The organism is Mesorhizobium sp. M0293 (genome assembly GCF_040321735.1).
In the GTDB taxonomy this organism is placed as follows: Bacteria; Pseudomonadota; Alphaproteobacteria; order Rhizobiales; family Rhizobiaceae; genus Mesorhizobium.
On the sequence record NZ_JAMYSA010000046.1, the window covers coordinates 1 to 15,373 of the forward strand.

A 15,373-nucleotide genomic window follows, 5' to 3' on the forward strand; every position below is an offset into this window, starting at 1 on the left:
TTCTGCGCCACCAGCGTCTTGGCTGCGGGCTGCTGCGCCACGGCCGTTCTGGGCTTCGGCGTTTCTTCCGGCTCTTCCTTCTTCGGCTTCACCGGCGCCTCGTCGGCGAGCGATTCGAGCTTCAGGCCGGTTTCGCCGGTTTCCTTCTTCTCGACGGTGACCCGCACCGTACCGCCCTTCTTGAGCTTGCCGAACAGCACCTCGTCGGCCAGCGGCTTCTTGATGTGCTCCTGGATCACCCGGCCGAGCGGCCGCGCTCCCATGCGCTCATCATAGCCCTTGTCGGCGAGCCAGGCGATCGCATCTGACGACAGGTCGAAGGTGACGCCACGCTCGGAAAGCTGGGCTTCGAGCTGCATGACGAACTTCTGCACCACCTGATGGATGACCGGCACCGGCAGCGAGCCGAACGGGATGATCGCATCGAGACGGTTGCGGAATTCCGGCGTGAACAGCCGGTTGATCGCCTCGACATCGTCGCCTTCGCGCTTGGTCGAGCCGAAGCCGATCGCCGCGCGCTGCGCATCCGACGCACCCGCATTGGTGGTCATGATCAGGATCACATTGCGGAAGTCGATCTGCTTGCCGTTGTGGTCCGTCAGCTTGCCGTGGTCCATCACCTGCAACAGGATGTTGAACAGGTCCGGATGCGCCTTCTCGACTTCGTCCAGCAACAGCACGCAATGCGGATGCTGGTCGACGCCGTCGGTCAAAAGACCGCCCTGGTCGAAGCCGACATAGCCGGGAGGGGCGCCGATCAGCCGTGAAACGGTGTGGCGTTCCATGTATTCCGACATGTCGAAGCGGATCAGCTCGACGCCGAGCGAGGCGGCCAACTGCTTGGCCACTTCGGTCTTGCCGACGCCGGTCGGTCCGGAGAACAGGTAGGAGCCGATCGGCTTTTCCGGTTCGCGCAGGCCGGCCCGTGCGAGCTTGATGGCCGAGGTCAGCGCGGTAATCGCGGTGTCCTGACCATAGACGACGCGCTTCAGCTCGATATCGAGGCCTTGCAGCACCTTCTCGTCGTCGGCCGAAACCGTCTTCGGCGGGATGCGGGCCATGGTGGCGATCGTGGCTTCGATCTCCTTGATGCCGATGGTCTTCTTGCGCTTGCTTTCCGGCACCAGCATTTGCGAGGCGCCGGTCTCGTCGATCACGTCGATTGCCTTGTCCGGCAGCTTGCGGTCGTTGATGTAGCGCGCCGAAAGCTCCACCGAGGCCTTGATCGCCTCGTTGGTGAACTTCACCTTGTGGAATTCCTCATAATAGGGCTTCAGGCCCTTCATGATCTCGATAGCGTCCTGGATGGTCGGCTCGTTGACGTCGATCTTCTGGAAGCGCCGCACCAGGGCGCGGTCCTTCTCGAAGAACTGGCGGAATTCCTTGTAGGTGGTCGAGCCGATGCAGCGGATCGCACCCGACGACAGAGCCGGCTTCAACAGATTCGACGCATCCATGGCGCCGCCCGATGTGGCCCCGGCCCCGATCACCGTGTGGATCTCGTCGATGAACAGCACAGCACCTGGATAGTCCTCGAGTTCCTTGACGACCTGCTTCAGCCGTTCCTCGAAATCACCGCGATAGCGCGTGCCGGCAAGCAGCGTGCCCATGTCGAGCGCGAAGATGGTGGCGTTGTGCAGCACTTCGGGAACGTCGCCCTCGACGATGCGCTTGGCCAGGCCTTCGGCGATCGCCGTCTTGCCGACGCCGGGATCACCGACATAGAGCGGGTTGTTCTTGGAGCGGCGGCACAGCACCTGGATGGTGCGGTTGATCTCGGATTCGCGGCCGATCAGCGGGTCGATCTTGCCGGCTTTGGCCTTGTTGTTGAGGTTGACGCAATAAGCCGTCAGCGCGTCCTGCTGCTGCTTCTTCTTGCCGCCTTCCTCCTGCGGCTCGGCGCCGTTCTGGCCGCCCTGCTCGTCATCGGCGCCGCGCGGCGAGCGGGTCTCCGACGCGCCCGGACGCTTGGCGATGCCGTGCGAGATGTAGTTGACCGCGTCGTAGCGGGTCATCTGCTGTTCCTGCAGGAAATAGGCGGCATGGCTCTCGCGCTCGGCGAAGATGGCGACGAGCACGTTGGCGCCCGACACTTCCTCGCGGCCCGATGACTGCACATGGATCACCGCGCGCTGGATGACGCGCTGGAAACCGGCCGTCGGCTTGGAGTCCTCGTCGTAGCCGGTGACGAGGTTGTCGAGTTCGGTGTCGATATAGGTGAGAACCGTGTGCTTGAGCTCATCGAGATCGACATTGCAGGCGCGCATGACGGCGGCGGCCTCGGTGTCGTCGATGAGCGCGAGCAGCAAATGTTCAAGGGTTGCGTATTCATGGTGCCGCTCATTGGCGAGCGTCAGCGCCTGGTGAAGCGCCTTTTCCAGGCCTTGGGAGAAAGCCGGCATGTTACCTCACTTCTTCTCCATCACGCATTGCAGCGGATGCTGATTCTGTCGGGCGAAATCCATGACCTGGGACACTTTGGTCTCGGCCACCTCGAATGTATAGACCCCGCACTCGCCCACTCCATGATTGTGAACATGAAGCATGATGCGTGTGGCGGCTTCGCGGTCCTTCTGGAAAAAACGCTCCAGCACGTGAACCACGAACTCCATGGGCGTGTAGTCGTCGTTGAGGATGAGGACCCGATAAAGGCTAGGCTTCTTGGTCTTGGTTTTGGTGCGCGTGATGACGGCCGTCCCGCGGCCGGCCTCATTGCCGTCGCCGCCGCCGTTTTGCATCCGCGCCACGTGTCTCGTGGCAGTCAAACCGATCGTCACGTATTCCTGCCTTTTTCGAATCCCCATGCGAGTCCGACATGTAGGTGTTCGATGTACGATTTTAAGCCCTTCTGTTTAGCTGACAATATGGCTAGGTGACCAAACTTGGACGATTTTCGCAATCGTGAAGGGGCGAGAGGCCCTTGATCGGGAATTGACATGAAAAAACCCGGCCGCGTTTCCGCAGCCGGGTTTTGTCACGGCCCAAAGGGCCGAATCCGGGTCATGCCGGGACGAAGTTACTTCGCCTTGGCAACGATCGATTCGAAAGGCTTGTAAGCTTCCTTGGCGAGCTCGGCATAAAGATCGCCGATCTTGGTGGCCTCGGCGACGAACGCCTCGTAGGACTGCTTGGCGTAATCCGACTGGATCTCGATCGCCTTTTCCAGCGACTTGGCCGAAAACAGCTTCTCCACAGTGGCGCTGCCGGACTCAAAACTCTTCTTGGTGTATTCGCCAGCCTCGGTGGCGATCGCCTGGGCGCCCTTGGAGAGCGACGCGAAGCTCTTCAATCCGGTGTCGGCAAATTCTTTGCCGTATTTGCTGAAGTCCTCATAGGTCTGGGTCATTTCACGATTCCCTTGACGGTTGAGGCGTCCTTCTTCGGGGCGCCCTTGTGCAATGCACTACAATATATTGTGCGCCGCACAAAAGTCAATGTTTCGCGGTGTGCGAGCCCGCCTGCGCAGGCAATGGCTAAAAATCGAATAAAGAGAGCTTCAAGCCCGAATAAAATGGTGAACGCGGCGGTTACCATAAACGGATTGGTAACGCTGCCCCGGTAGCTTGGCCGGAAGCGAGGCAGGACCCTTTGCCGCCTCCAGCGCAACGAAGAAATCCAAGGGAAGTACCAGTGCGTAAGGCGTTGTTGGGCATCGTTTCCAAATCCACCTCCCCTCTCAAAACGATCATGATCATCGCCATGGCGATGGCGTTCGTTTGCGGCGACGTTGCCTCGTCGCTGGCGGCGAGGTCGGCGGCCATCGTCATCGACGCCAAGACCGGCAAGGTGCTGTATTCGGCGGACGCAGACGGCAGGCGCTATCCGGCATCGCTGACCAAGATGATGACGCTCTATCTGACCTTCGAAGCACTGGCGAAGGGCAAGATCAGCAGGAATTCGCAGGTCGTGTTCTCGGCCAATGCCGCGGCCGAGCCGCCGACGAAGCTCGGCGTCAAGGCAGGCGGCTCGGTTACGGTCGAGACCGCGATCCTGTCGATGGTCACCAAATCCGCAAACGACTCTGCAACCGCGCTCGGCGAAATGCTCGGCGGCAACGAAGCCACTTTCGCCCGCATGATGACCGCCAAGGCGCGTGCCTTGGGCATGAACGGCACCGTGTTCCGGAACGCCAACGGCCTGCCCAATCCCGGCCAGTTCACCACCGCGCGCGACATGGCGACGCTCGGCATCGCGCTGAGGGAGCATTTCCCGCAGTATTACGGCTATTTCTCGCAGCGTTCCTTTCTCTATGGGCGCCAGCGCATCAACGGCCACAACCGCCTGCTCGGGCGCATCAAGGGCGTCGACGGCATCAAGACGGGCTACACCCGCGCCTCCGGCTTCAACCTCGTCTCGTCGGTTTCCGACGGCAATCGCCGCATCGTCGGCGTCGTCATGGGCGGCACCTCAGGCGGTAGCCGCGACAATCAGATGGCGACGTTGATCAACACCTATTTGCCGAGGGCATCGACCCGCGGCGGCGGCGATCTGGTAGCCAAGGCCGGCGACAACAACCCGATCACCGCGCTTGCCAAAGTGCTCTTGCCCAAGCACGACGCGCCGACACCGGACGACAAGCCTGATGTGGCGCAGGACGATGCCACCGTCGCCGAGGACGCTACGGTCGCGGAAGACGACACCGCGCAGGCCGAAGAGGCGGCCCCGGTCGTCAAGGCCAGGAAGGTCAAGACCGTCATCGTATCGGCCCCTCAAATTGCCACCGCCCAGGTCGTCGCTGCCTATGCCGAGCCGACGCCGGCGGCTGTCGACCCGGTCAACACGGCGTCGGTGCCGTCGGGCTGGGCCATTCAGGTGGCCTCGTCGCCAAAACAGTCCGAAGCCCAGGCCTTCCTCGACAAGACCACCAAGCAAGCGCCCAAGGTGCTGGCCGACGCGTCCGGCTTCACCGTCGCCTTCGACAAGGACGGGGTCACTTATTACCGCGCCCGCTTCGGTGGCTTTGGTTCGAAGACCGCCGCCTGGAAGGCCTGCACCGCTTTGAAGAAGAAGAACATCGAGTGCTACGCCGTCCAGCAGTAGGACTGCGTGGAAGTCATCTCCCGGAAAAATTCTGCGTCGAAGGAGACTAGTTGTGATTGGAGAGCAAGACGTCCTTGGCTTCATTAATCCGCGCCGCCAGGAAAGACGTGCCGCCGATATCGGGGTGCAGGCGCTGCATCAGGCGGCGGTGCGCCTTGCGGACATCCGCCGCGGCGGCCCCCGCTTCAAGACCAAGGACCTTGTAGGCCTCCTCCTTAGTCATGGCGCCCGAACCTGGCGCAACACCCAACCCTTCGCCACCGTTCGTCTCAGTGTTTTTGCGCCAGACGGGAAATCTGCCGTCAAGATACGTCTCTAGCAACTGCCGGCTCTCCGGATCGCCGGAGAGTTCCCGGTAGAGATGCTGCAACTCTCCCAGCCCCATCGCACCCAGCATCTTGCCTTCATGGCGGCCGGCCAGGACCAGTCCTTCGAGGCCGCCGGTAGCGTGATCAAGCTCCATTTCCAATGCCGCGGTACGCACCGTCGAACGCTTGCCCTGCACCGGTCTGGCCGTCTGGTGTTTCATTCGCACCGAACCATACCAGGCAATTGCAGCGGCCAATATGATGCCGGCGATTCCTTCGCGCCCGACCACAAGCACAGCGACGCCGATCAGCGCCAAAAGAACCGGCCCGAGCGTGCGCATCCCGCTTGCCAGTTTTCCCGGATCAGCGCGCAGAAAGATGGTCACCGCGCCGAGAAGCACCAGAAGCAATGCAACAAATAAGATAACTGCGCCCATCAGTTGCCGCCGCCCCGCAGATGCTCGATCATCAGCCGGTCTTCCGGCCTGCCCCTGGCTTCAAGCGCCTTCAGCCCGCCGGTTGCAAACACCGCAACCGCTGAAAGCAATCCTGCCAGGGTCGCGGCAGCCCGCCGATCAAATCGGAACCAAGCCCCTTTGGACAACCGCGCGATTTCCTTAAACGCTTTTTCTGCGCCGGAATCGTGACCTTCCTGGAAAACGAAGACAGGAACGCCATGCAGGCCGAGGCTGCCGGCCATTTCGGCCAGATCGTCGATGTTTTCCTCCATCGCATCGCCGATATAGACCAGCGCATTGACCTTGGCCGTAGCCGTCTGTTTCAGCGCATGCGCCAGCACCTTGCCGATCTGGGTGTGGCCGCTGCGGCATTGGATTCGCGTCATCAGCTGCTTCAAGGCATTGGTATCGGTTACGAAAGCGGACGAACGGCACTCGCCCAGCCCGCGAAAATAGACCAGTTGGACGCTGAGGATTCCGGCCTTGCCGACGGCATCGAACATCTGGCCCTGCAGCTCACAAGCCAGATCCCAGGTCGGCTGGCGGCTCATCGTCGCGTCGAGCGACAAGATCAGCCTGCCCGAGCCCGTCGCCGACGCAGCCAGCATCCTTGCCTGCCGAAGAAAGGCTTCGATCTCGCCGGCATCGGATTGAGGTTTGACCGGCGCAGGATTGGCCCTTGCGGGCACGGGCTGCTTCTTGTCGTTCATGAAAACAAGATGTGGCGTTGTTCCACCGCTTGCAAGCCCTGCCCAAGGCAACATTGAGGGCCAGAGGCCTGGATTCTCAGGGGTCAGAGCAGACCGAGATCGGCAAGCTCGCGCCTGAGTTTTGGCGGCATCTCGATCAGCCCGGCCTTGCCCTTGCCGAGATCGGGTGGCGCGTCCGCCGGCTTCAGATAGCGCCAGCCCTGAAAGGCCCGGCGCGGCTGCCAGTCGGTTCGAACAACCTCAGGGTCGAGTATCAGGTGGCAGCGGCCGACGCCCTCACCGTCGGTGAACGGCCGGATCTCGGTGATCAGCTGGCGGCATTGCACATTGCCCTTGATCACCCAGTAGAGCGAACCGCCATCGGTAACTTCGGCGCCGCGCGTCGGCATCATGCGGGTGGTGTGGTATTGCTCGACCGGCTCACCGGCGCGCCGCCGCTCGTCGAGACGGAAGGCAATCCACTCTTCGAGATCCTCGACGCTGTCGCAGCCGACACAGAGTTTTATGAGATTGAGAGACATCGCATAAGGTTAGACCGGCACGCGAATGCGTCAACGGCCTGATCGACTTCTCCACAGTAGCGGCTTAGGCCAGACCTCAGCACTCCACGACATTGACGGCTAGCCCGCCAAGGCTGGTTTCCTTATACTTCTCGTTCATGTCGAGGCCGGTCTGGCGCATGGTTTCGATCGCCGCATCGAGTGGTACGAAATGGATGCCGTCGCCCTTGATGGCCAGTGACGCAGCCGTCACCGCCTTGACGGCGCCCAGCGCATTGCGCTCGATGCACGGCACTTGCACCAGCCCGCCGACCGGATCGCAGGTCATGCCGAGATGATGTTCGAGCGCGATCTCGGCGGCGTTTTCGACCTGCTCGGGCGTGCCGCCCATGACGGCGCACAGGCCGGCCGCCGCCATCGCCGACGCCGACCCGACCTCGCCCTGGCAGCCGACCTCTGCGCCCGAAATCGAGGCGTTGGTCTTGATAATGCCGCCGACGGCGGCTGCCGTAAGCAGGAAGTCGCGGATGCTCGGCTGGTCGGCCTCAGGATGGAAATGCAGCCAATAGCGCAGCACCGCCGGCAGCGTGCCTGCCGCGCCATTGGTCGGCGCGGTGACGACCCGGCCGCCAGCGGCATTCTCCTCATTGACCGCCATGGCGTAGATCGACAGCCAGTCATTGGCGAGCAGCGGATTGGGCTTGTTCTGCTGCCACTGCTCCTGCAGCTTGTCATGCAGCATGCGCGCGCGGCGGCGCACCTTCAGTCCGCCCGGCATGATGCCGTCCTGCGACAGGCCACGGTCGATGCAGCCCTTCATGGCGCTCCAGATGCCGTCGAGGCCGGCGTCGAGCTCCTCGCGCGACATCTGCGTCTCCTCGTTGACGCGCTTCATGTCGGCGATGGAAAGACCGCTTTTGCCGGCCATGGCCAGCATCTCGACCGCGTTCTTGAAGGGATAAGGCACTTTCTTGCCTTCTGTGGTCACCGAGCCCTTGGCCTTCATCCGCTGCAGCTCTTCTTCCGAAACCACGAAGCCGCCGCCGATCGAATAGTAGATGCGCTTGAGCAGCAGGCGGCCGCCTGAATCATAAGCATAGAAGGCCATGCCATTGGCGTGGCCGGTGAGCGGCATCTTGCGGTCCAGCACCAGATCGGTAGCCGGATCAAAGCGATAGGAGGGATGGCCGGGCGGCGAAATGCGCTTTTCGGCGGCGATGCGGCTGGCTATGCCATCGGCTTGATCGGGATCGACCGTCTGCGGCGTCAGACCGGCAAGGCCGAGCACGACCGCGCGATCACTGCCGTGGCCGATGCCGGTGTAGGCGAGCGAACCATGCAGGCTGGCGCCAAGCCGGTCGACCTTCACACCCGCCGGGCGCGGCCAGTCACTTCCCGCGATCTCGTCGAGAAACCGCGCCGCTGCGGTCATCGGCCCCATCGTGTGCGAACTCGAGGGTCCTATGCCGATCTTGAACAGGTCGAAAACCGAAAGGAACACGCGGCGTTGTCTCCTGGAGTCAGGTCAAAGACTACATATAGGAACTCCCAGGATATTTCCGCTCTTTTGGAAATCGCGGCGCTGCACCAGCCGACCTTGTTTGCTCCGGCAGCGACATTGGTGCCGATCGCTGGTCGCGGACATCGAAGCGACCCGCACTGAATGTGATAAATTCAGTCCATGGGCGATTCTATCGATCTTCCGACAGCCGATCTCGCGGCGCTAGCCTTCTTCCTCCTCGCGTGGCTGCTGCACACGTTCGCCTCCGACGGCAAGCTGGTCAGCCGCGTGTCGCTGACCACGGCTATGAATGCGCAGCGGCAAGCCTGGATGCGGACCATGGCCGAACGCGAGATCCGCATCGTCGACACCGCCATCATGAGCGGCCTGCAGCAAGGCACTGCCTTTTTCGCGTCCAGCTCACTGATCGCGATCGGCGGCTGCTTTGCCTTGCTCGGCGCGTCGGACCGGGTTCTTGAAGTGCTCAGCGACCTGCCCTTGGGCGGCGCGCCGTCGCGCGCGGCTTTCCAGATTAAGGTCTTCGGACTGGTGCTGATCCTGGCATTTTCGTTCTTCAAATTCGGCTGGGCTTATCGGCTGTTCAACTACTGCACGATCCTCATCGGCGCCGTGCCGATCCCGCATGGCGAAGCCTCGCGCAACCCGGTTACCGAAACGGCGGTGTGGCGTGCGGCGCAGATGAACATGCTCGCGGGAAAGCACTTCAACTCCGGCCTGCGCGGCGTGTTCTTCTCGATCGGCTATCTCGGCTGGTTCGTCGACCCCATGGTGTTCGTGTTGTCGACGCTGTTGCTGCTGGCCGTGCTGGTGCGGCGCCAGTTCTTCTCGGCGGCCAGACAAGCGGTGATCGGTCAGCCGCCAGGCCCTGGAAAAGGCTGATCGATCCGGCCTGACAGCCAATAGGCAAAAAGCCCGATCCATTCGCGGATGGCGGTGGTGGTGGCCTGCAGCGAATCAGCCGGGTTGTCGCGAAACAGGCCGACGCCTTCCCGTCCCGAAGTGCGATAGTCGACCGGCCACGGAACGGTCGCAAAGCCGGCCTTGTCGAACAGCGCCTTGGCGCGCGGCATATGGAAGGCCGAGGTCACCAGCAGCCAGGTCTCGCCGGGCTTCGGCGTCACCAGTTCCTTGGTGAAGACCGCATTCTCATAGGTGTTGCGGGACTTGTTCTCCAGGATCAGGCGATCGGCCGTCACACCAAGCGCGGTGAGCAGACGGGGTGCCGTGGCGGCATCGCCCTCGCCATCGAGAAACAACTCGCCTGTGCCGCCGGAGACGACGATTTTGGCGGTGGGAAAGCGCCGGGCGAGGACAGCGGCCTCGACCATCCGATCGCCGCTGCTGTTCAGATCATAGCCGCCGCGCACCAGGTTGATGGAGCCTTCAAAACCGCCGCCGAGCACGACGATGCCGTCGACCTTTTCCGGCAGCTTCGGGCGCGCAAAGCGCTCTTCCAGCGGGTTGAGCATCATGGCGCCAAGCGACGTCCAGGCCGACAGCGCAAGGATCAGGAGGGCCAGCACGCTGCCGGTGACCGCCAGCCGCGGGCGGCCTATCATCGCCGCGAGCAATCCCGCCAGCAACAGGAAGATCGCCAAATTGAGCGGTTGGATGAAAAACCAGAATATCTTGGAAAAATAGAAGAACATCGCTCATCGCTCTCGGACGAGCGGCATGCTTACCACCACTTTTCCGGCTGGAATGTGCCGGCCGCCTGCTCGATGACGGCAGCAGTCTGGAACAGGGTTTCCTCGTCGAACGGCCGGCCGATCAGCTGCAGCCCGAGCGGCAGGCCCTTGGCGTCGAGCCCGGCGGGCACGGCGATGCCCGGCAGGCCGGCCATGTTCACCGTGACCGTAAAAATGTCGTTGAGGTACATCTTGACCGGATCGGCGGCCATGTCCTCGTCGGCGATGCCGAAGGCGGCGGACGGCGTTGCCGGGGTCAGGATGACATCGACGCCGGCGGCGAAGACAGTCTCGAAGTCGCGCTTGATCAGATTGCGCACCTTCTGCGCCTGTAGGTAGTAGGCGTCGTAATAGCCGGCCGACAGCACATAGGTGCCGATCATGATGCGGCGCTTGACCTCGCGGCCGAAACCGGCTGCACGCGTCTTCTCGTACATGTCGACGATGTCCTTGCCCGGCACGCGCAACCCGTAGCGGACGCCGTCATAGCGGGCGAGGTTGGACGAAGCCTCGGCAGGGGCCACGATGTAGTAGGCCGGCAGCGCGTATTTGGTGTGCGGCAGGGAAATATCGACGATCTCGGCGCCGGCCTCCTTCAGCCAGGCAATGCCCTTTTGCCACAGCGCCTCGATCTCTTCGGGCATGCCATCGACGCGGTATTCCCGGGGAATGCCGACCTTCATGCCCTTGATCGGCTTGCCGATCACCGCTTCGTAGTCCGGCACAGGCCGGTCGACCGACGTGGTGTCCTTCGGATCGACGGACGCCATCGACTTCAACAGGATCGCGGCATCGCGCACGTCACGGGCGATCGGGCCGGCCTGGTCGAGCGACGAGGCGAAGGCGACGATGCCCCAGCGCGAGCAGCGGCCATAGGTCGGCTTGATGCCGACCGTGCCGGTGAAGGCGGCTGGCTGGCGGATCGAGCCGCCGGTATCCGTCGCCGTCGCGCCGGCGCACAGAAAAGCCGAAACGGCGGTCGCTGAACCGCCGGAAGAACCACCCGGCACCAACTGCGCATTGTCCAAGCTGCGCGCGGTCCTGGTGCCGCCGGCCGACACGAAGCCGCCGTCACCCTGATGCGTCGTCGGCATCACCACCGTGTCGACACGCAAACGCCGCCATGGGTTGATGACGGGACCATAATAAGACGTCTCGTTGGACGACCCCATGGCGAACTCGTCCATGTTAAGCTTGCCGAGCATCACCGCGCCGTCGGCCCACAGATTGGCGGTGACAGTCGATTCGTAGCGCGGCTTGAAGCCGTCGAGCACATGGCTGCAGGCCTGCGTATGGACGCCTTCGGTACCGAACAGGTCCTTGATACCGAGCGGGATGCCTTCCAGCGCACCGCCCTCGCCCTTCGCCAGTTTTGCGTCGGAGGCCTTGGCCATGTCGCGCGCCTTGTCACTGGTCACCGCGACATAGGCATTGAGCGCCGGATTGGCGCGATCGATGGCCGCGAGATAGGCCCCGGTGAGTTCGGTCGCGGTGATCTCCTTGCCGCGCAACTTGGCGCGCGCCTGCGAAATCGTCAGCTGGGTCAGGTCGCTCATCAAAGGCTCTTTTCGTAAAACACCGACCACTCGGAATCGGGATAATCCAGCACCGGGCCGCAGCGCGAAAACCCGGCGCGTTCGTAGACAGTCCAGGCGGCGGGATGGCGATCGCCCGTCTCCAGCACCAGGCGCTTCAGCCCCTCAGTACGCGCCAGCGCCTCGACCCGCTCGACGATGCTGGCGCCGATCTTGCGGCCGCGATGCGAAGGCCGTGTGTACATGCGCTTGACCTCGCCGGTGGCGCCGTCATGGCGCTTCAACGCACCGCAGCCAACAGCGAGACCATCCTCGCGGGCGATGAAAACGGTCGTATCCTCACCGGCCATCTGCTCGACCGTCAGATGGTAGCAGTGCTCAGGCGGCGTCAATTCGAGCAAGGTTTCGTTGAGTTCCTCGACCAGGCCGCGCACGTCGTCCTGCAGCGGCGTCTCGATGGCGATCTCGATTGCCATCGGCCCGCTACTCCACGACCTTCGGAACGAGGAAGAAATTCTCGTCGGTCGCCGGCGCATTGGCGACGATGTCGGCCGCCTTGCTGCCGTCGGTGACAACGTCCTGGCGCTTCTTCATCTCCATCGGCGTCACCGAAGTCATCGGTTCGACGCCGGAAACATCGACCTCGTTCAACTGCTCGACGAAGCCTAGTATAGCATTCAGCTCGCCGGTCATGCGTTGGGCATCTTCTTCACTCACCGCGATGCGGGCGAGATGCGCGACGCGCTTCACTGTTTGCAGATCAACAGACATGTTTTGCCTCGGGGAAAACCAGTTCGGGCTATAGCGGCGCCGCGCGCGGTGCGCAACATGCATCGTGCGGCAGATCAGACCGTGGTGGCGGCCCGGTTCTCGGCCATCGGTCCAAGGACAAGGCGCTGTCTATGGCAGGGCAACGCCCTCGCACAGATAGTAGCTGCCGCTATTGCCGCTTGCCTCGCTTTCGTCACCGGCCGGCCGGACCGATACGAGATCGACTTGCTTCGCGTTCATTTGCGTCACCGAGAGCACATCCGGAAAGACATAGCCCGGTTCCTGGCAGATGGCCGTCACCGCCCAGCTTGGCGAAGCCGTTGCCTTGCTGATCTGCAGAAACTCGCAATTGTACTCGACGCCTTGCAGGCCATGCGCCGAAAGAACGATGTTGCCGGCGTCGATCAACGTTTGCAGCGTGTCCCTTTTTGCCTGTTTGCAAAGCTCCTCGGACTGAAGGTAGACGCCTTCGATGAAATCATCCGCGGCGAGCGCGGGCGACGCCGCGACAAACATGGATACGCAAAGAGATCGCCCCAACGCCATGGATTCATTCCGCTTTAGCTGTTTCTAGACAGTAATCGTCTCACCGATTTTCGGCAATGCCACCGTCACACCGGATCCCTCCAGTCCCGCCTCGAACTTATCAGCGGTCTGATCGATCATCGGGAACGTGCCGAAATGACAAGGGATAACGGTTTCGAACTTGAAGAAGCGGCGGCAGGCAAGTGCCGCCACTGCGCCGCCCATGGTGAAACGGTCGCCGATCGGCACGATGCCGATCTTCGGTTCATGCAACTCATTGATCAGCGCCATGTCAGAAAAGATGTCGGTATCGCCCATGTGATAGAGCGTCTTGTCTTCCGGGAAATGCAGGACAAGGCCGCCCGGATTGCCAAGATAGGTGTTCTGGCCGCCATCGCCCGGGAACGAGGACGAGTGCAGCGCCTGGACGAACGTGGTGGTGAAGCTGCCGCAATCGACGGTGCCGCCGATGTTGCCGGGATTGATCTTCTTGTCGCTGGCGCCCTTGCCGACCAGGTACATGCAGATCTCGAAATTCGCGACCAACTGGGCGCCGCTTTTGCCGAGCACTTCCAGCGCGCCGCTGGTGTGGTCGCTGTGACCATGCGTCAGCAGCACATGCGTGATGCCCTCGGCCGGTCCTTCCCAACCGCCCGTCCAGGACGGATTGCCGATCAGATAGGGATCGATGAGGATCTTGGCGTCAGCCGTTTCGATGCGGAAGGCCGAGTGGCCGTACCAGGTCAGTTTCATGAATGCATTCCTCGATTTTTGTCTTGCCAAAGGATAGAACGCCGACAGCCCGGAGATCAAAGGGTTACTGTGCCCGTTATGCGGTTGAGAGAACACATGACGGTGAAAGGCAAAGGACGGCCGTTGGGCATTATCACGATAGAGGAATTGCCGGCGCGGCTGGCCGGCGGCAAGACGCTGGCCGGGCTCGACCTCGGCGACAAGACGATCGGCGTCGCGGTCTCGGACCAGAGGTTTTCCTTCGCCCATCCGCGCCCGGTCATCATGCGAAGGAAATTCTCGCTCGATGCGGCGGCGCTGCTCGCCTTGCTGCGGAAGGAGAATGCCGGCGCGGTGGTGATTGGGCTGCCGATCAACATGGACGGTTCGGAAGGGCCGCGCGCGCAGAAATCGCGCGCCTTCGTCCGCAACATGGCGCAGATGAGCGACCTGCCCTTTGTGCTCTGGGATGAAAGGCTATCGACGGTCGCCGCCGAAAGGACGCTGATCGAGATGGATTTCTCGCGCCGCAAACGTGCCGGCAAGATCGATTCGGCGGCAGCCGCGTTTATTCTGCAGGGAGTTTTGGACCGGCTTCAGTCGCTCCACGCATCCGCCCGAACGGAACCGGACCCGCCCAGCGCCGTCTGACCCAGACTGTGATTTCGCGGCGGCGGCGAAATGCCCACAGCGCCATCAGCAGAAACCCGTCGAAGACGCAGGCCTTTGCCACCATGCCGGGGATGGTCGCCGGATCGATGCCGAGCATCTGGCCATAAAGTTCGAAGACGAAATCGTGCAGTCGTCGGCTGAGCATGACATAGCCGAAATTCATGTCGTTGAGCGAAAGGTAGAACCAGCCCCAAAATAGTGCCATCGGGCCCGCCCACAATGCGAAGATGTAACGCATCAGCGGCCTCCCCCGGCATTGGAGCCCGTGCGGCCCGATATGAGTGAAAGCAGCGAATTGTGGGCCGCGGCCTTTGCCATGCCATGCGCGACGGCGCGAACCTCGCCCTTGCCCGAAGCAGCTGCCGCAACCGCGGACCGCCGTTCGGCAAGCATGGCGACATAGGACGCCAGAAGTGCTGCCAACTGCACGGCGACGACCATGAACAGCCCATTGATGCCTTGCGCGGCGCCACCGATGACGATCAGCGACAACACGCCGGACGCGGAGATGAAGGCGATGCGGGCAACGCTGTCGGCGCCCTGGCTGGTCGCGTCATTGATCAGGGTTTCGACGAAGGCCCAGAAGAACAGCACCGCCACGACAAGCAATGCGGTGGCGAGCGGCGCCACGACGACGAATTTGTCGAGGTCGATGAAGCGGGTGCCCTCGATTGTGGCTCCCAACACCCCGAGCGCCGCCGCCACACCACGGTTTCCGTCGATGCAGATGAGCGCAAGCAGGGCGAAAACGATCGTCCAGTGCAAGGCCAGAAAAGAGGTCAATACGTGTCGCATCGGCGTTCCTGCTTCGCAAAGAAGGGGCGGCCAATTTGAACCATTCCCTGCTTTCGCTGAGACAGTGGGCTTTGCCGCTCGCTACCGCAATGGAAACCATTTGTTAAGGTTAACGGC

Annotated in this window: 18 protein-coding genes; 3 read left to right on the forward strand and 15 right to left on the reverse strand. The window is 62.3% G+C overall.

Going from position 1 to position 15,373, the window contains the following annotated elements:
- The 3 genes from clpA to NKJ06_RS18425 all read right to left on the reverse strand — a co-directional run.
- The coding region (gene clpA / locus NKJ06_RS18415) for an ATP-dependent Clp protease ATP-binding subunit ClpA (RefSeq protein WP_352810351.1) at positions 1-2,402 on the reverse strand (2,402 nt) is incomplete at its 3' end.
- A gap of 6 nt (positions 2,403-2,408) precedes the next feature.
- Positions 2,409-2,738, reverse strand: a complete 330-nt coding sequence (clpS, locus tag NKJ06_RS18420; protein ID WP_010909565.1) for an ATP-dependent Clp protease adapter ClpS — start codon at positions 2,736-2,738, stop codon at positions 2,409-2,411.
- Positions 2,739-3,016: 278 nt separating this feature from the next.
- A complete protein-coding gene (locus tag NKJ06_RS18425) occupies positions 3,017-3,346 on the reverse strand; it encodes a phasin family protein (RefSeq protein WP_352627802.1) in 330 nt (109 codons plus the stop codon).
- Positions 3,347-3,630: 284 nt separating this feature from the next.
- Between NKJ06_RS18425 and NKJ06_RS18430 the strand changes: the two genes are divergently transcribed.
- Complete coding sequence (locus NKJ06_RS18430; protein ID WP_352627803.1) at positions 3,631-5,040, forward strand: SPOR domain-containing protein; 1,410 nt, start codon at positions 3,631-3,633, stop codon at positions 5,038-5,040.
- 46 nt (positions 5,041-5,086) lie between these two features.
- Here the strand turns inward: NKJ06_RS18430 and NKJ06_RS18435 are convergent, their stop codons facing one another.
- The 4 genes from NKJ06_RS18435 to NKJ06_RS18450 form a co-directional block, all read right to left on the reverse strand.
- Positions 5,087-5,785: a DnaJ domain-containing protein gene (locus tag NKJ06_RS18435; protein WP_352627804.1), complete on the reverse strand. Its 699-nt coding sequence runs from the start codon at positions 5,783-5,785 to the stop codon at positions 5,087-5,089.
- Entirely contained in the window at positions 5,785-6,516 is a 732-nt protein-coding gene (locus NKJ06_RS18440; protein ID WP_352627805.1) for a vWA domain-containing protein, read from the reverse strand. Before NKJ06_RS18440 ends, NKJ06_RS18435 begins: the two co-directional genes overlap by 1 nt.
- Before the next feature lie 83 nt (positions 6,517-6,599).
- Positions 6,600-7,037, reverse strand: coding sequence for a DUF1489 family protein (locus tag NKJ06_RS18445; RefSeq protein ID WP_352627806.1), 438 nt, complete (start codon positions 7,035-7,037; stop codon positions 6,600-6,602).
- 76 nt (positions 7,038-7,113) lie between these two features.
- Positions 7,114-8,517: an L-serine ammonia-lyase gene (locus NKJ06_RS18450; protein WP_352627807.1), complete on the reverse strand. Its 1,404-nt coding sequence runs from the start codon at positions 8,515-8,517 to the stop codon at positions 7,114-7,116.
- A gap of 180 nt (positions 8,518-8,697) precedes the next feature.
- On the opposite strand from NKJ06_RS18450, the gene NKJ06_RS18455 reads away from it, so the two are divergent.
- A complete protein-coding gene (locus NKJ06_RS18455; RefSeq protein ID WP_352627808.1) occupies positions 8,698-9,417 on the forward strand; it encodes a DUF599 domain-containing protein in 720 nt (239 codons plus the stop codon).
- Here NKJ06_RS18455 and NKJ06_RS18460 read toward each other — a convergent pair.
- The 6 genes from NKJ06_RS18460 to NKJ06_RS18485 form a co-directional block, all read right to left on the reverse strand.
- On the reverse strand, positions 9,390-10,187 hold the full coding sequence (locus NKJ06_RS18460) for a YdcF family protein (protein ID WP_352627809.1): 798 nt from the start codon (positions 10,185-10,187) through the stop codon (positions 9,390-9,392). The genes NKJ06_RS18455 and NKJ06_RS18460 overlap by 28 nt on opposite strands.
- A 29-nt stretch (positions 10,188-10,216) precedes the next feature.
- Complete coding sequence (locus NKJ06_RS18465; RefSeq protein ID WP_352627810.1) at positions 10,217-11,782, reverse strand: amidase; 1,566 nt, start codon at positions 11,780-11,782, stop codon at positions 10,217-10,219.
- The gene (locus NKJ06_RS18470; protein WP_352627811.1) at positions 11,782-12,237 is read right to left on the reverse strand and encodes a GNAT family N-acetyltransferase; all 456 of its coding nucleotides are present in this window, start codon (positions 12,235-12,237) and stop codon (positions 11,782-11,784) included. The genes NKJ06_RS18465 and NKJ06_RS18470 overlap by 1 nt, the downstream gene beginning before the upstream one ends.
- 7 nt (positions 12,238-12,244) lie before the next feature.
- Positions 12,245-12,532 carry an Asp-tRNA(Asn)/Glu-tRNA(Gln) amidotransferase subunit GatC gene (gene gatC / locus NKJ06_RS18475; protein WP_352627812.1) on the reverse strand — a complete coding sequence of 96 codons (288 nt, stop codon included), beginning with the start codon at positions 12,530-12,532 and terminating at the stop codon, positions 12,245-12,247.
- Positions 12,533-12,661: 129 nt separating this feature from the next.
- On the reverse strand, positions 12,662-13,078 hold the full coding sequence (locus NKJ06_RS18480) for a hypothetical protein (protein WP_352627813.1): 417 nt from the start codon (positions 13,076-13,078) through the stop codon (positions 12,662-12,664).
- A gap of 24 nt (positions 13,079-13,102) precedes the next feature.
- On the reverse strand, positions 13,103-13,810 hold the full coding sequence (locus NKJ06_RS18485; protein ID WP_352627814.1) for a metal-dependent hydrolase: 708 nt from the start codon (positions 13,808-13,810) through the stop codon (positions 13,103-13,105).
- 123 nt (positions 13,811-13,933) lie between these two features.
- On the opposite strand from NKJ06_RS18485, the gene ruvX reads away from it, so the two are divergent.
- Positions 13,934-14,440 carry a Holliday junction resolvase RuvX gene (gene ruvX / locus NKJ06_RS18490; RefSeq protein ID WP_352627935.1) on the forward strand — a complete coding sequence of 169 codons (507 nt, stop codon included), beginning with the start codon at positions 13,934-13,936 and terminating at the stop codon, positions 14,438-14,440.
- Here ruvX and NKJ06_RS18495 read toward each other — a convergent pair.
- Both NKJ06_RS18495 and NKJ06_RS18500 read right to left on the reverse strand, forming a co-directional pair.
- Positions 14,358-14,699, reverse strand: a complete 342-nt coding sequence (locus NKJ06_RS18495) for a DUF6105 family protein (RefSeq protein WP_352627815.1) — start codon at positions 14,697-14,699, stop codon at positions 14,358-14,360. The two genes, ruvX and NKJ06_RS18495, sit on opposite strands and share 83 nt — an antisense overlap.
- Entirely contained in the window at positions 14,699-15,256 is a 558-nt protein-coding gene (locus NKJ06_RS18500) for a hypothetical protein (protein WP_352627816.1), read from the reverse strand. Before NKJ06_RS18500 ends, NKJ06_RS18495 begins: the two co-directional genes overlap by 1 nt.
- Between the last annotated feature and the right edge of the window lie 117 nt (positions 15,257-15,373).

Excerpts from the sequence above, each read along its gene's own strand:
- NKJ06_RS18440 (WP_352627805.1), bottom strand. The coding sequence starts at position 6,516 with ATGAACGACAAGAAGCAGCCCGTGCCCGCAAGGGCCAATCCTGCGCCG.
- clpS (WP_010909565.1), bottom strand. The coding sequence starts at position 2,738 with ATGCAAAACGGCGGCGGCGACGGCAATGAGGCCGGCCGCGGGACGGCC.
- NKJ06_RS18465 (WP_352627810.1), bottom strand. The coding sequence starts at position 11,782 with ATGAGCGACCTGACCCAGCTGACGATTTCGCAGGCGCGCGCCAAGTTG.
- NKJ06_RS18460 (WP_352627809.1), bottom strand. The coding sequence starts at position 10,187 with ATGTTCTTCTATTTTTCCAAGATATTCTGGTTTTTCATCCAACCGCTC.
- NKJ06_RS18485 (WP_352627814.1), bottom strand. The coding sequence starts at position 13,810 with ATGAAACTGACCTGGTACGGCCACTCGGCCTTCCGCATCGAAACGGCT.
- NKJ06_RS18470 (WP_352627811.1), bottom strand. The coding sequence starts at position 12,237 with ATGGCAATCGAGATCGCCATCGAGACGCCGCTGCAGGACGACGTGCGC.
- NKJ06_RS18425 (WP_352627802.1), bottom strand. The coding sequence starts at position 3,346 with ATGACCCAGACCTATGAGGACTTCAGCAAATACGGCAAAGAATTTGCC.
- NKJ06_RS18445 (WP_352627806.1), bottom strand. The coding sequence starts at position 7,037 with ATGTCTCTCAATCTCATAAAACTCTGTGTCGGCTGCGACAGCGTCGAG.
- gatC (WP_352627812.1), bottom strand. The coding sequence starts at position 12,532 with ATGTCTGTTGATCTGCAAACAGTGAAGCGCGTCGCGCATCTCGCCCGC.
- NKJ06_RS18455 (WP_352627808.1), top strand. The coding sequence starts at position 8,698 with ATGGGCGATTCTATCGATCTTCCGACAGCCGATCTCGCGGCGCTAGCC.
- NKJ06_RS18495 (WP_352627815.1), bottom strand. The coding sequence starts at position 14,699 with ATGCGTTACATCTTCGCATTGTGGGCGGGCCCGATGGCACTATTTTGG.
- NKJ06_RS18480 (WP_352627813.1), bottom strand. The coding sequence starts at position 13,078 with ATGGCGTTGGGGCGATCTCTTTGCGTATCCATGTTTGTCGCGGCGTCG.
- NKJ06_RS18435 (WP_352627804.1), bottom strand. The coding sequence starts at position 5,785 with ATGGGCGCAGTTATCTTATTTGTTGCATTGCTTCTGGTGCTTCTCGGC.
- NKJ06_RS18500 (WP_352627816.1), bottom strand. The coding sequence starts at position 15,256 with ATGCGACACGTATTGACCTCTTTTCTGGCCTTGCACTGGACGATCGTT.